Genomic DNA, 13,890 nt, shown 5'->3' on the forward strand with positions numbered 1-13,890 from the left:
GTGGACGGCCGCGCCGCGGGGCCCGCCTGCGAACGGGTCGTGCCCGCCGGCGGCAGGGTCGCTCCGGGCCCCGGCCGGCCCGCGCTGCCCGCCGGCGCCTGGGTGTCGGCGGGACGCTGCAGCGCGGGGCCACGGTCGGCACCGCGCAGGGCGCGGCGCGACGAGGGCGCCGTGGGGGCGTCCGGCGTCGCGGTGGCCGGCCCCCCACCGGTCGCTCCGGTCGCCGTCGGGGCGCCGGCCGGCACCCGCCCGGGGCCGGGCGGCGCGGTGCGGGCGCCCGTCGGTGCCTGCGGGCCGTCGCCCGGGGCGGCCGCGGGCAGCGCGGTGGTGGCGGTCGCGTCCGCGCGCGTCGACGATCCCGGCCGCGGCCCTGTTCCTGTCCCCGTTCCTGTCCCTGGCGCCGTCGGACGGCCCGCGGGCGCGCCCTCGGGGCCGCCGGCCGGGTGCGTCGTCTCCGCGGCGGGCGTGGACTCGTCGCGGGCCGCGCGCACGCCGGCGTCGGCGACCGCGCCGCGGGCCTGGAGCTCGCGCATCTGCCGCCGGGTCAGCTGGACGGGGGTGCCGTCGCCGTCGACCACCGGCAGCGGCCCGGTGAGCACGGGGGTCCAGTCCTGCTCCGGACGACGGCGTCCGCGCAGGACGTCACGCGCGAGCAGCGCCAGGGCCGTGAGCAGCAGCAGCGAGCCCACGGCGACGCACGGCACGAGCCAGGGCGTCGTGACGACCTGCGGCCAGGCGAGGGACACCCGCGGCGTCGCGGTGCCCGTGCCGGCCGCGAGCACGCTCCACCGGCCCGGCTGGGCGGTCCACGTCAGCTCGGCGGACCCGGTCCCGGAGGCCTCCGCGACCCACAGGTCGGACCCGGTGGGGTCGGGGACGGTCGCGGCACCGTCGGCCGGCGCCGCACCGTCGGCCGGCGCCTCACCCTCGGCCGGCGCCTCACCGTCGGCCGGCGCCTCACCCTCGGCCGGCGCCTCACCCTCGGCCGGCGCCTCACCCTCGGCCGGCGCCTCGCCCTCGGCGGGCGCCTCCTCCTCCGCCGGGGCGGGCGTCGGCCCGTCCTCCACGGCCAGCTCGTGCCAGCCGTCGAGACCCGTCACACGCTGGTGGGGGTCGGCACCGACCCAGCCGGTGACGTCGGTGTCGCGGCCCACGGCGAGCACGACCGGCTGGTCGTCGTCCGCCTCCACGCGCACGGTGACCTCCGTCGCCCCGAGCTCGAGCACACCGGGGTCCGTGACCACGAGGTGCTCGTCCGCGGAGACGGTCGCGACGAGGACGTCGTCGGCCCGCCACAGGGTCGCCGAGGCGACGCCGAGGGCGATGACGACGACGCCGACGACGCCGACCAGGGCGACCACCAGTCGCTTGAGCACGCAGGATCCTCTCGACGACGAACGATCCAGGATAGGCCGCAGGCCCCCGGACCGGGCGAACCGGGACGGGTCGGCCCACCCGGCGGCACCTCCCCCGCGCCCCGCGCACGCCCTGGTCGGACGAGTGCGCGCGACGCGCGGCGCGGTCCGGGAGGCCCTGGTCGCGACGCCGTCCGCGCGTATCCTGGCCACGGAGCACCGGCCCGCCGAGGACGACCTCGGCCACCCGCGACCGCCGGGCCCCCACCCCTGGAGGATGCCCCCGTGCCCGATGCCCGGACCCCGTTCCCCGTCGTCAGCTTCCGCGGCTACGACCGCGAGGCCGTCGACCAGGCCGTCACGTCCCTCGAGCAGGCGCTCGCCGAGGCCCGGGCCCGCGTCGAGGCGCTCGACTCGGAGAAGCTGCAGGTCTCCGGGGAGCTCTCGGAGGCGCAGCGCCAGCTGCGCGAGGCCGACCGGCCGACGTACTCGGGGCTCGGGTCGCGCATCGAGCAGCTGCTGCGCTCGGCGGAGGAGCAGTCGTCGGACGTCGTCACGCAGGCGAACGCCCAGGCCGCCGACGCCCTCGCCCGCGCCAAGCTCGCCGCCGGCCAGCTGCGCTCGCGCGCCGAGAACGAGGTCGCCGAGCTGCTGGCGACCGCGCGGCGCGAGGCGGAGGAGGTCCGCGCGACCGCGGCCGCCGAGGCGGAGAGCTCGCTGGTCGCGGCGCAGCGCCGCGCCGAGGAGCTCGTCGGGTCCGCCGAGCGCGAGGCGGCGCGCATCCAGAGCGCCGTGACCACCGAGGAGAGCGAGCGCCGGACCTCGCTCGAGCGTGAGCTGGGCACGCTGCGGGCGCGCGTCGAGAACGAGGCCACGCAGCTGCGGATCGCGACCGAGCGCACCGCCACGGAGCTGCGCAGCCGCACCGAGGCCGAGACCGCCGCGCAGCGCGACGAGGCCGAGCGGTACGCGCAGGACCTGCGCCAGGCGGCCGACCGCGACACCACGGAGCTGCGGCAGCGCACCGAGGCGGAGGCCGCCCAGCTGCGGGCCGACGCCGACCGCTACGCCGCGCGCGTGCGCTCCGAGACGAACGCCGAGGTCGCCGCGTGGCGGCAGGGTGCCGCGGAGGAGACCACCGCGCTGCGCGCCGCCGCCGCCGAGTACGCCGACGCCACGCGCGCCGCGGCCGAGCGGGACGCCGCCGCGCTGCAGCAGCGCGTCGCGGCCGAGGTCACGGCCCTGCGCGGGGAGGCCGAGCAGTACGCGGCGCACCTGCGGGCCACGGCCGAGCGCGAGGCCGGCGAGCTGCGTGCCACCGCGGCGGACGACGTCGCGCGCATGCGCGCCGAGGCGGAGGACGCCGTCGCCACGCTGCGCACCGAGTCCGAGCAGTACGCCGCCCAGCTGCGCGCGCTGGCGGACCGCGAGACGTCCGAGCTGCGCGAGCGCACGCAGCACGAGACGGCGCACCTGCGCGAGACGACCGTGCGCGAGACCGACGAGCTCCGCGCGACGACGGAGCGTGAGACGTCCGAGCTGCGCGCGACCGCGGAGCGGGAGGCGACGGAGCTGCGCGAGCGCACCCGGCTCGAGGTGGAGCGTCTGCAGACGGAGGCGCGCCGCGCGATCGGCGAGGCCACGACGGGTGCACGCGCCCGCGCCGACGAGCTCGTGCGCACCGCCGAGCAGCAGCTCGCGGACGCCGAGCTCGCCATCGCGTCCCAGCACGAGATCGCGGAGCGGCAGGACGCCGAGCGGCACGAGGCGGCGCGCGCCGAGACCGAGCGGCTCGTCGCCGACGCCGAGGCGCACGCCGCCGAGGCGGAGGAGCGCGTCGCCAAGGCCCTCGCGCACGCCGAGCGCGTTCGCGTGGACGGCGAGAAGCAGGCCGCCGACCTGCTCGCGAACGCCCGGCGGACCGCGGACCGCGTCGTCGCGGAGGCACGCGAGCACGCCGAGAAGGCCCTCTCGGACGCCCTGACCGAGGCCGAGCGCGAGCGCACCACCGCGGCGCGCCAGGTCGAGGACCTGCACAAGCAGCGCGAGTCGATCACCTCCTACCTCGACGAGCTGCGCCACCTGCTGGGGACCAACCCCGACAAGGCCGCGCTCGAGCAGGCCGGCCGGATCGAGGCGAAGTTCGAGCGCGAGCAGGCCGAGCAGGCACGCGCGCAGGCGCAGCGCCAGGAGCGCGGCCAGGCGCAGGGCGGCGACGCGGCGGCCCCCGCGGACGGCGCGGCCGAGCGTGACGCCCAGGACGACGGCGGTGCCGCGGCGGCCGGTGCGTCGGGGCGCCCGGCGGCGGCGAACCGGCCGGCACCGTCCCGCCCGGCCCGTCCGGTGCGCGCCTCGAAGGCCCGCCCCGCGCCCGTGTCCGCGGCGGTGCCGGTGGTCCCCTCCCCGGCGGTGAGCGCGGCGACGGGGACGGCCGGGCCCGCGGACGGCGGCACGGGCGACGCCGGCGACGCGGCGGCGGACGGCACCGCGTCCGGCGGGCGCTGACGCCGACGTGAGCGGCACGGCCGGCACGCCCGACGCCACCCCCGACCACGCCAGCCCCGGCCACGGCGCCTCCGACCACGGCGGCGACGCCGCGGCGCGCTGGCGCGAGCAGCGGCGGGAGGCGGCGGGCGCGCACGCCGAGGCCCTCGCGGCGCGGCAGCGCGCGGAGAGCGCACGCGCGCGGGCGCTGATCGAGGAGTTCCTCGGCGGCGTCCGTGCGGGCGGGCCGGCGCCCGTGCCGCTGCACGTGCGCAGCTACGACGGGCGCGCGCGGTACCGCACGCCGCTGCACGGCTGGTACCTGCGACGCGACCAGACCGTCGGCGTCGACACCGACGGCGCGTTCTACGTGCTGACCGCGCCGAGCAGCCTCGCGGCCCGCTTCCGCGGGGTGCGGCCCACGCCGCAGGACCCGCCGCTGGTCATCGGCGCCGGCGGCAAGGACGGCGACTCGATCGACATGGCCGACGCCCTGCGTCGCGTGCTCGCCGGCGAGGTCTGAGGAGCGCGCGCTCGGCGCAGCCGTGCCGAGCCGCGCTCAGCGGCCCCCGTCGACCCGCCGGGCGAGCTCCACCAGGGCGGTCGCGACCGTGGCCGGGTCCTCCACCGCCGTGAGGTGCCCCGCGCGCGGCACGACGACGAGCGGCGCACCGCCCGCGACCTTCGCCAGGTCGCGGGCGGCCTCGACGCCCGTCACCTCGTCCTCGTCGCCGACGACGACGAGGACGGGGCCCGTGAACCGCCGCAGCACCTCGGTGCGGTCGGTGCGTGCGGCCATCGCCCGCTGGCTCCACGCGACGCGCGCGGGCGGCTGCTCGTCGATCCACCCCGCGACCCGCGCCACGACGTCGGGGTGGGCGGTGCGCGTGGTCTCCCCCAGCACCGTCCCGACCATCCCGCGGACCGCGTCGACCGACCCGGACGACTCCACCTGCGCCGCGACGTCGAGCCGCTTCGCCCGCGCGTCGGGCGCGTCGGCGGTGGACCTCGTGTCGACCAGCGCGAGCCCGGCGACGAGGTCGGGGTGCCGCTCGAGCAGCGCGAGCGCGACGTAGCCGCCCATCGACAGGCCGGCGACGACGGCACGGTCCACGCCGGCCCCGTGGAGCGCGGCGGCGACCCGGTCCGCGGCGTCGTCGAGCGTGGGGCCCACCTGGTCGAGATCGTCGGCGGCGGGGACGTCGGGCACGAGGACGCGGCGGTCCTCGCCGAGGCGCTCCGCGACGTCCGCCCACATGCGGTGGTCGAGCGGGAAGCCGTGCAGCAGGACGACGGGGGTGGCGGTCATGGTGCTCCTCGGGTCGCGCGGTGCCCGTCGGCCGGACGGTGCCGGCGGGCGCGTGACGTGCGACGACGTCGGCCGCGCGTCGTCGTCGACACTAGCGAGCGGGCCGGTCGGCCACCCGCCGGGCGAGCGCGGCGGCGCGCTCGAGGACGTGCGCGACGCCGTCGTCCGCGTTCGACGGCACGACCTCGTCGACCGTGGAGCGCACGTGCGGGTGGGCGTTGCCGACCGCGAACGACCGTCCCGCCCACGTCAGCATCGGCAGGTCGTTGGGGGCGTCGCCGACGGCCCACACGTCGGCCGCCGCGACGCCGTGCGACCCGGCCCACCGGGCGAGGGTGGCCGCCTTGGTGACGCCCGGGGCGGCGACCTCCCCCAGCAGGCCGGCCTGCGGACCGGTCACGGACGTGGACACGTGCGCGAGGTCACCGAGCGCGCCCTGCAGCGCCGCGACGAACGCGTCCGGGGCGCGGTCGACGCCCGCCGCCGGGTCGACGCGCACGAGCAGCTTGAGCGTCGTCGCGTCGGCGACGTCCTCGATGCGCGCCGCGACGGGGCTGCCCGGCGGCTGCTCGTGCGCGGTCACGAAGCCGTGCTCGGCCGCGAAGCCCCGGGCGCTCTCCGCGGCCAGGTGCACGTGGGGGCCCCACGCGGCGCGCAGCCGGGCGGCGACGGCGGCCACCCGGGCACGGTCCATGCCGTGCTGCTCGAGGACCCGCTGCGCCCCCACGTCGACGACGGACCCGCCGTTCGCGCAGATGGCGACGCCGTGCCCCGCGACGTGCGCGGCGAGCTCGGTGAGCCAGCGGTGCGGGCGCGCGGTCACGAACACGACGACGACGCCGGCGTCCTCGCACGCCGCCAGCGCGTCGACCGTGCGCGGCGACACGGTGCCGTCGGGCGCGAGCAGCGTCCCGTCGAGGTCGCTCGCGACGATCCGCGGCGCCCCGGCGGCCTCGGCGCCCGGGGCCGCCGCCGGCACCGCACCCGTCGTGCCGTCGCCGTTCACCGCCGCGTCGGCCCGCGCCGGCCGCGCGCCTGCCAGCACGCGGTGTGCCAGTGCCGCCGGTCCGCGAGCCCGTCGCGCCACGTGTCGGTGCGCCACGCGACGACGTGCGGCGTGCCGGCGGGCACGAGCTGGTCGCAGCCGGGGCAGCGGTACTCCCGGTCGGAGCCGCGCACCGCCTGGACCACCCACTCGCCGTCGGGCCCGGCCTCGGCCCGCCGGCCGCCGGTCGCCCGGTCGACGTCCAGGGGGACGTGCTCGGTGCCGTACGGGCGGCGGGCGGATCGGCGGCTGCGGGGCACGGGACCATCCTCGCGCGCGAGGCGCGGCGCGCGCCCCCGACGACGACGGCCGGGCACCGTGGCGCTCACCACGGTGCCCGGCCGTCGGGCGGTCCGGCGACGTCAGAGCGTCGCAGCGGACTCCTGCGTCGGGACGACGCGCGTGCGGACGAGCTCGCGGTACCAGCGGCCCGAGTCCTTCACCGTGCGCACCTGCGTGTCGTAGTCGACGTGCACGATGCCGAAGCGGCGGTCGTAGCCGTACGCCCACTCGAAGTTGTCGAACAGCGACCAGACGAAGTAGCCGCCGACCTCGACGCCCTTGTCCATGGCCTCGCCGACCGCGTCGATGTGGTCGTGCAGGTACGCGACCCGGTCCGCGTCGTGCACGCGCCCGTCCTCGGTCACCGTGTCGTAGAACGCGGCACCGTTCTCCGTGATCGCGAGCGGCAGCCCCGGGAACCGCTCGTGCAGCTCGAGGAGCAGGTCCACGAGGCCCTGCGGCTCGATGTTCCAGCCCATCGCGGTGTGCGGGCCGGGCTGCGGGAGCCACTCGACGCGGTCCGCGCCGACCCACGGGCTGACGGGCGACGAGCGGTGGCCGTCGGGGCCCGGCGTGCCGTCGCCGACCGGCGGGGTGCCCCGCTGGACGCGGCCCGTCGAGTAGTAGTTGACGCCGAGCACCGAGATGGGCTGGCGGATGATCTCGAGGTCGCCGTCCTGCACGAACGACCAGTCGGTGATCGACGCCGTGTCGGCGAACACGCGCTCGGGGTACGCGCCCTGGAGCATCGGGCCGACGAAGACCTCGTTGGCGATCGTGTCGATCTGGTTCTTCGCGTCGACGTCCTCGGGGTCGTCCGAGGCCGCGCGCGTGACGTGCAGGTTGAGCGTGACGGAGACCGGGGTCTCGGCGCCGAGCTCCTCGCGGATCGCGCGGGCGGCGAGGCCGTGCGCGAGGTTGAGGTGGTGCACCGCGGCGAGGGCGGCCGCCGCGTCCGTGACGCCGGGAGCGTGCACGCCGGAGCCGTAGCCGAGGAACGAGGAGCACCACGGCTCGTTGAGCGTGGTCCACAGGTGCACCCGGTCGCCGAGCGCGCGCGCGACGAGCCGCGCGTACTCCTCGAACGCGTACGCGGTGGCGCGGTTGGTCCAGCCGCCCTCGTCCTCGAGCGCCTGCGGCAGGTCCCAGTGGTAGAGCGTCACGACGGGCTTGATGCCGGCGCCGATCAGGCGGTCGACGAGCTCGGAGTAGAACGCCAGGCCCTCGGCGTTGGCCTCGCCCGTGCCGGTCGGCTGGATGCGGGGCCACGCGATCGAGAAGCGGTAGGCCTCGAGGCCGAGGTCGGCCATGATCGCGACGTCCTGCTCGAGCCGGTGGTAGTGGTCCACGGCGACGTCACCGGTGTCGCCGTTGAGCACCTTGCCCGGCGTGCGGGAGAAGGTGTCCCAGATCGACGGGCCGCGCCCGCCCTCGTGCGCCGCACCCTCGACCTGGTACGACGCGGTGGCGGAGCCCCAGAGGAAGTCGGCGGGGAACGGACGGCCGGACGGCCGGGTGGTGCTGATCATGGCTGGCCCTTCGAGCTCGGTGCCGGGGCGGACCCCGGCGCGTCGCGGCCTCGGTGCCGCGCGGGTCGAATCGATACGATACACGCCGTGGGATCGCTCTCGCACGTGCCGGCACGCGCGTCCGGCGCGCATCCGGGACGAGCCTCCCACGTCGGCACGGGCGCGGGTCCGCGGACGGCGTGCACCGCCCGCGGACCCGCCCGCGCGCACCGGGTCAGAGCGTGAGCTCGACCGCGTCCTCCCCCGCGGCCGCGTCCACGCGCGCACCGGCGTGCGCCTGCACCGCCCAGGGGCCCGTGGCCCCGGACGCCTCGACCCGCACCCGGTCGCCCGAGCGCGTGACGGTGAACGTGGCGCCGGCCGCGCCGCCCGGGCCCGGCACGTGCGTCGCCGACCGGTGCCCGTCGGGCAGGTCGAACAGGTGCAGCGTCACGCCGTCCGCGAAGTCGTAGTCGGGTCGGTCCGTCCGCGCCCCGACCGGCAGCACCGTGCCCGGCCGCACGTACAGCGGCAGCGAGGCGAAGCCGTGCCGCTCGCGCACCCACCGCGGGCCGGTCACCCGCTCGCCCGTGAGCAGCGAGGTCCACGTGCCCTCCGGCACGTACACGCCCACGTCGCCCTCGGCGTCGAAGACCGGCGCGACCAGCAGGGACGACCCGAGCATGTACTGCGTGTCGACGCCCGCCGCGCCGCGGTCGTCCGGGAACTCCAGGACCATCGGCCGCATGACCGGCACGCCGTCGGTGTGCGCCTCCAGGCCCGCCTGCGCGAGGTACGGCATGAGCGAGAGCTTGAGCCGCGTGAAGGTGCGCGTGACCTCGACGGCCTCCTCGTCGAACGCCCACGGCACCCGGTAGGAGTCCGAGCCGTGCAGCCGGCTGTGCGACGACAGCAGGCCGAAGGGCAGCCAGCGCTTGAACACGGCCGGGTCGGGCGTGCCCTCGAACCCGCCGATGTCGTGGCTCCAGAACCCGAAGCCCGACATCGCGAGCGACAGGCCGCCGCGCAGCGACTCCGCCATCGACACGAACGTCGACTCGCAGTCGCCGCCCCAGTGCACCGGGAACTGCTGCCCGCCCGCGGTCGCCGACCGCGCGAACAGCACCGCCTCGCCCTCGCCGCGCTCCGCGACGAGGAGGTCGAACACGGCGGCGTTGTACAGGTGCGTGTAGTAGTTGTGCATCCGCTGCGGGTCCGAGCCGTCGTGCCAGACGACGTCCGTCGGGATCCGCTCGCCGAAGTCGGTCTTGAAGCAGTCGACGCCCTGGTCGAGCAGCGTCCGCAGCTTGTCCTGGTACCACGCGACGGCGTCCGGGTTCGTGAAGTCGACGAGCGCCATGCCGGCCTGCCACATGTTCCACTGCCAGACCGAGCCGTCCGGGTTCTTCACCAGGTAGCCGCGGGCCTTGCCCTCCGCGAACAGCACCGACCGCTGCGCGATGTACGGGTTGATCCAGACGCAGATGCGCAGGCCCTTGTCCTTGAGCCGGCGCAGCATGCCCTCCGGGTCGGGGAACGTCGCCGGGTCCCACGTGAAGTCGCTCCAGTGGAACTGCCGCATCCAGAAGCAGTCGAAGTGGAACACCGACAGCGGCAGGTCGCGCTCGGCCATGCCGTCGACGAAGTGCGTGACGGTCGCCTCGTCGTAGCTCGTCGTGAACGACGTCGACAGCCACAGCCCGTACGACCAGTCGGGCACGCGCGCCGGCCGGCCCGTCAGGGCGGTGTAGCGGCGCAGGACGTCCTTCGGCGTGGGTCCGGCGACGACGTAGTACGTCAGCGACTGCCCCTCGACCGAGAACTGCGCGCGCGAGACGACCTCCGTGCCGATCTCGAACGACACGCGCTCCGGCTGGTCGACGAACACGCCGTACCCGGCGTCGCTCACGTAGAACGGCACGTTCTTGTACGCCTGGTCGCTGGCGGTGCCGCCGTCGGCGTTCCAGATGTCCACCGTCTGGCCGTTCTTCACGAGCGACCCGAACCGCTCCCCCAGGCCGTACAGGTGCTCGCCGACGCCGAGCGAGAGCTGCTCGCGCACGAAGTGCCGCCCCTCGGCGTCCGTGAGCACGCCGACGCTGCGCGCGAGGGACGACGTGAGCGTGCGCCCGTCGGCCACGAACTCGACGTGCCAGTCGCCCTCGGTCGCCACGCGCGCCTCGAGGCCGCCGGACCGGAACGTCGCCAGCGGCGCGCCCGTGAGCTGCGGCGTCGCGATCTTGACGTCGCCGACCTCCCGGCGCAGCGCGAACGACGGGCCGCGGTCCAGGCCGCCCTGGAAGTGCTCGATCGTCACACCGACGACGCCGTCCATCGGGCTGTGGAACGTCACGGTGACGAGCGGGCGGTTGAGCGTGTCGCCGCGCGAGGTGATCGGTGCCGTCGACGCGTACACCGTGAGCGTGTCGTCGCCGGCGACGACGTCGTCGACGTGGCGCGGGCGCAGCTCGGTGACCCCCGGGAGCAGCTGCCAGTAACCGTCGGTGAACTTCATGGGGTCCTCTCGATCAGAGCCAGGGCGCCGTGCGGGGCCAGGGGCACCCGTCCGGCGAGGTCCGTGCCGGTCAGCAGGTCGTGCCAGGCGCCGTCGAGCGCCACGGTGCGCTCGGCGTCGGCCGCGTTGAGGCAGAAGGTGACGTCGCCGCGGCGCACGAGCTCGACGTCGTCGTCGCCGGCGACCCCGGCGGGGCCGGTCACGCCGGCCGCCGCGACGCACGCGGCCACGACGGCCGCGACGACGTCCGCCGGGGGCGTCGAGGCGACGTACCACCCCTCGCCGCCCGCCGGGTGGCGACGGCGCACGACCGTCGCGCAGCCGTCGAGGTCGCCGCCGACGACGGTGGCGACCGCCTCGCCGTCGTCGACGCGCACGCGCTCCGCCCAGTCGTGCACGACGTGCGCGCCGAGCAGGTCCGACGCGACGCGCACCCCGGCGTCCGCCAGCGGCACGTACTCCTCGCCGGAGCCGCCGACGAGGTCGGCGAACGGCACGGGGAACCGCCCGGTGCGCACGTGCCCGTCGCGGTCCGCGACGCCCGAGAACGGGCCGAGCAGGAGCACGCCGCCGCGCTCGACGACGGCGCGCAGCCCCGCGACGTGGTCGTCCTCGACGAGGTACAGCTGCGGCGCGACGACGAGGTCGTAGCCCGACAGGTCCACGCCGGGCGGCACGACGTCCACCGCGACGCCCGCCCGCCACAGCGGCGCGTAGTACGCCAGCAGCTGCGGCAGCACGCGCAGCCGGTCGGACGGCTGCGCGGGCTCCTCGGCCGCCCACCAGCTCGGCCAGTCGAAGACCAGGGCGGTCCGCGCGGCGACGCGCGTGCCGGCGACCCGGCGCAGCCGGGCGAGCTCGGCGCCGTGCGCGACGACGGCCCGGTGCAGCGCCGTGTCGGGCCCCGCGTGCGGGACGAGCCCGGAGTGGAACCGCTCGGCGCCGAACACCGACGCCCGCCACTGGAAGAAGCAGGACCCGTCGGCACCGCGGGCGACCGCGCGCAGCGAGTCGAGCCGCATCTGCGCGGTCGTCTTCGGGACGTTGTGCGCGCGCCAGTTGACGGCGCCCGCCGCCTGCTCCATGACCATCCACGGCCCGCCGCCGGCGAGCCCGCGCGCGAGGTCGTGCGTGAGCGCGAGCCGGACGGGGGACGCGGCGTCGGCCGGGTCGCCGTAGACGTCGTCGGCCACGACGTCGACCTCGGGCGCCCAGCGCCAGTAGTCGGTGGGGCCGTGGAAGCCCATGAAGTTGGTGGTCACGGGCGTGCCCGGGCTCGCCGCGCGGAGCAGGTCGCGCTGCTCGCGGTACAGGTCGAGCAGCAGGTCGGACGCGAAGCGGCGGTGGTCGAGGACCTGCGTCGGGTTGACGAGGTACGGCGCGGCGCGCGGCGGCACGACCTGCGACCACTCGTCGTACCGCTGGCTCCAGAACGTCGTGCCCCACGCCCGGTTGAGCTCGTCGAGGCCGCCGTAGCGCGACCGCAGCCAGCCGCGGAACGCCTGCGCGCAGTGCTCGCAGAAGCAGACCTGGCCGTACTCGTTGCCGACGTGCCACATGCGCACGGCCGGGTGGTCGGCGTACCGGTCGGCCAGCACGCGGGCGACCTGGAGGGCACGCTCGCGGTACTGCGGCGAGGACGGGCAGAAGTGGTTGCGCGAGCCGTGCGACAGGCGCACGCCCTCGGCCGTGACGGGCCGCGTGCCCGGCCACAGCGCGCCGAGCCACGCGGGCGGCGACGCCGTGGGCGTGGCGAGGTCGACGAGGACGTCGTGCTCGTGCGCGAGGTCGAGCACGCGGTCCAGCCAGTCGAGCTCGTACCGGCCCGGCCGCGGCTCGAGCTGCGCCCACGAGAACACGCCCACGGTCACCAGGTTGACCCCGGCGGCGCGCATGAGCGCGACGTCCTCGCGCCAGACGTCGGGGTGCCACTGCTCGGGGTTCCAGTCGGCGCCGTACAGCAGGCCCCGCCGCGCGGTGAGCGCGTCGAGGCCCGGGCGCGCGGGAGCCGGTGCGGGGTGCGGCGGCGCCGGGCGCGGGTCCGTGGCGGTCACGCGGCACCTCCGGCGGCTCGGGGGACGCCGGGCGCGCAGCGGTCGACCGTCGTCGGGGCGGCCTGACCGTCGAAGCGGTTCGACGTCATGCGGCCCATCGTAGGCGTCGTCACCCATCCCGGGACCCTTCTCACCTGCGCGGAAGGGATCGCTCGACAGGCGAAGCGCTTGCCGCACATCTCCGTCCGCGCGACCTCCCCCGCCCCGCCGCGGCCTCCCGCTAGGGTGAACGCCATCACGAGGCGCGGGCGTGCGCCCCCGGGCGCGCAGCGCGTGACGAACGGAGCAGCGTGGCGACGACCATCGACGACGTGGCACGCGCGGCGGGGGTCTCCACCTCCACCGTGTCGTACGTCCTGTCCGGCAAGCGACCCATCTCGGCACCCACGCGCCAGCGCGTGGAGCGGGCGATCCGCGACCTCGGGTACCGGCCGCACGCCGGCGCCCGCGCGCTCGCGTCGAGCCGCACCAACGTGCTGGCGCTCATGGCGCCCCTGCGCGTCGACGTCAACGTCTCGGTCATCATGCAGTTCGTCACCGGCGTGGTGACGGCCGCGCGCGCGTACGACCACGACGTCCTCCTCCTCACCGCCGACGAGGTCGCCGGCATGGAGCGCGTCGCCTCCGGGTCGATGGTCGACGCGCTGGTCATGATGGACATCGAGGCCGACGACCCCCGCGTGCCCGTGCTGGTCGGACTCCGGCAGCCCGCCGTGCTGATCGGCCTGCCGCGCGACCCCGAGGGGCTGTCCTGCGTGGACCTCGACTTCGAGGCCGCCGGCCGCCTCGCGGTGCGCCACCTCGCGCGCCGCGGGCACCGCCGCGTCGCGCTCCTCGGCTCGCCGCGCGCCGTGCTCGAGCGGCACACGTCCTACGCGGACCGCATGCTGCGCGGGTTCACGCAGGAGGTGGCCGACGCCGGTCTCGAGGGCGTCACCGAGCCGTGCGAGTCGTCGATGGCCGGGGCCGTCGAGGCCGTCGACCGCGTGCTCGAGCGCCTGCCCGACGTCACCGGGCTCGTCGTGCACAACGAGGTCGCGCTCCCCTGGGTCGTCGCCACGCTCCGGGAGCGCGGCCGGCACGTGCCGGACGACGTGTCGGTCGTCGCCGTGTGCCCGCCCGACGTCGCGACGAACCAGCCCCTGCCGCTGACGAGCGTCGACATCCCGGCGCACACCATCGGCAAGGTCGCGGTCGAGATGGCGATGGCCCGCGTCGAGGCGGACGAGCCGGCGGAGACCCGCCTGCTCGCGCCCGTGCTCGTCGAGCGCGCGAGCACCGGCACCGTCGTCGGCTGACCGCCCGTCGTCGGCCGACCACCGCACCGCCGCGCCGCGG

At 76.9% G+C, this 13,890-nt stretch carries 9 protein-coding genes and 1 pseudogene; 3 read left to right on the forward strand and 7 right to left on the reverse strand.

Annotation, left to right across the window (positions count from 1 at the left end; all coding sequences use genetic code 11):
* Window positions 1-1,376 (reverse strand): annotated as a pseudogene (locus AB6N23_RS05930) (hypothetical protein); the annotation flags it as partial.
* A gap of 264 nt (window positions 1,377-1,640) precedes the next feature.
* On the opposite strand from AB6N23_RS05930, the gene AB6N23_RS05935 reads away from it, so the two are divergent.
* Together AB6N23_RS05935 and AB6N23_RS05940 are read left to right on the forward strand one after the other, a co-directional pair.
* On the forward strand, window positions 1,641-3,860 hold the full coding sequence (locus tag AB6N23_RS05935) for a coiled-coil domain-containing protein (protein ID WP_412865174.1): 2,220 nt from the start codon (window positions 1,641-1,643) through the stop codon (window positions 3,858-3,860).
* Between the two features lie 7 nt (window positions 3,861-3,867).
* On the forward strand, window positions 3,868-4,362 hold the full coding sequence (locus tag AB6N23_RS05940; protein ID WP_412865175.1) for a hypothetical protein: 495 nt from the start codon (window positions 3,868-3,870) through the stop codon (window positions 4,360-4,362).
* Window positions 4,363-4,398: 36 nt separating this feature from the next.
* On the opposite strand, the gene AB6N23_RS05945 is transcribed toward AB6N23_RS05940, so the two are convergent.
* From AB6N23_RS05945 to AB6N23_RS05970, 6 genes are all read right to left on the reverse strand, one after another.
* Window positions 4,399-5,148, reverse strand: coding sequence for an alpha/beta fold hydrolase (locus tag AB6N23_RS05945; protein ID WP_412865176.1), 750 nt, complete (start codon window positions 5,146-5,148; stop codon window positions 4,399-4,401).
* A 91-nt stretch (window positions 5,149-5,239) separates the two neighbouring features.
* Entirely contained in the window at window positions 5,240-6,193 is a 954-nt protein-coding gene (locus AB6N23_RS05950; protein WP_412865177.1) for an HAD family hydrolase, read from the reverse strand.
* Window positions 6,151-6,453: a hypothetical protein gene (locus AB6N23_RS05955; protein ID WP_412865178.1), complete on the reverse strand. Its 303-nt coding sequence runs from the start codon at window positions 6,451-6,453 to the stop codon at window positions 6,151-6,153. The genes AB6N23_RS05950 and AB6N23_RS05955 overlap by 43 nt, the downstream gene beginning before the upstream one ends.
* A 102-nt stretch (window positions 6,454-6,555) precedes the next feature.
* The gene (locus AB6N23_RS05960; RefSeq protein ID WP_412865179.1) at window positions 6,556-8,004 is read right to left on the reverse strand and encodes a GH1 family beta-glucosidase; all 1,449 of its coding nucleotides are present in this window, start codon (window positions 8,002-8,004) and stop codon (window positions 6,556-6,558) included.
* 214 nt (window positions 8,005-8,218) lie between these two features.
* Entirely contained in the window at window positions 8,219-10,498 is a 2,280-nt protein-coding gene (gene yicI / locus AB6N23_RS05965) for an alpha-xylosidase (protein WP_412865180.1), read from the reverse strand.
* Window positions 10,495-12,552, reverse strand: a complete 2,058-nt coding sequence (locus AB6N23_RS05970) for a beta-galactosidase (RefSeq protein ID WP_412865181.1) — start codon at window positions 12,550-12,552, stop codon at window positions 10,495-10,497. Before AB6N23_RS05970 ends, yicI begins: the two co-directional genes overlap by 4 nt.
* Window positions 12,553-12,842: 290 nt before the next feature.
* On the opposite strand from AB6N23_RS05970, the gene AB6N23_RS05975 reads away from it, so the two are divergent.
* Window positions 12,843-13,850, forward strand: a complete 1,008-nt coding sequence (locus AB6N23_RS05975; RefSeq protein WP_412865182.1) for a LacI family DNA-binding transcriptional regulator — start codon at window positions 12,843-12,845, stop codon at window positions 13,848-13,850.
* The last annotated feature ends 40 nt before the right edge of the window (window positions 13,851-13,890 follow it).

Source organism: Cellulomonas pasadenensis (genome assembly GCF_047229365.1).
Taxonomy (GTDB): Bacteria; Actinomycetota; Actinomycetes; order Actinomycetales; family Cellulomonadaceae; genus Cellulomonas.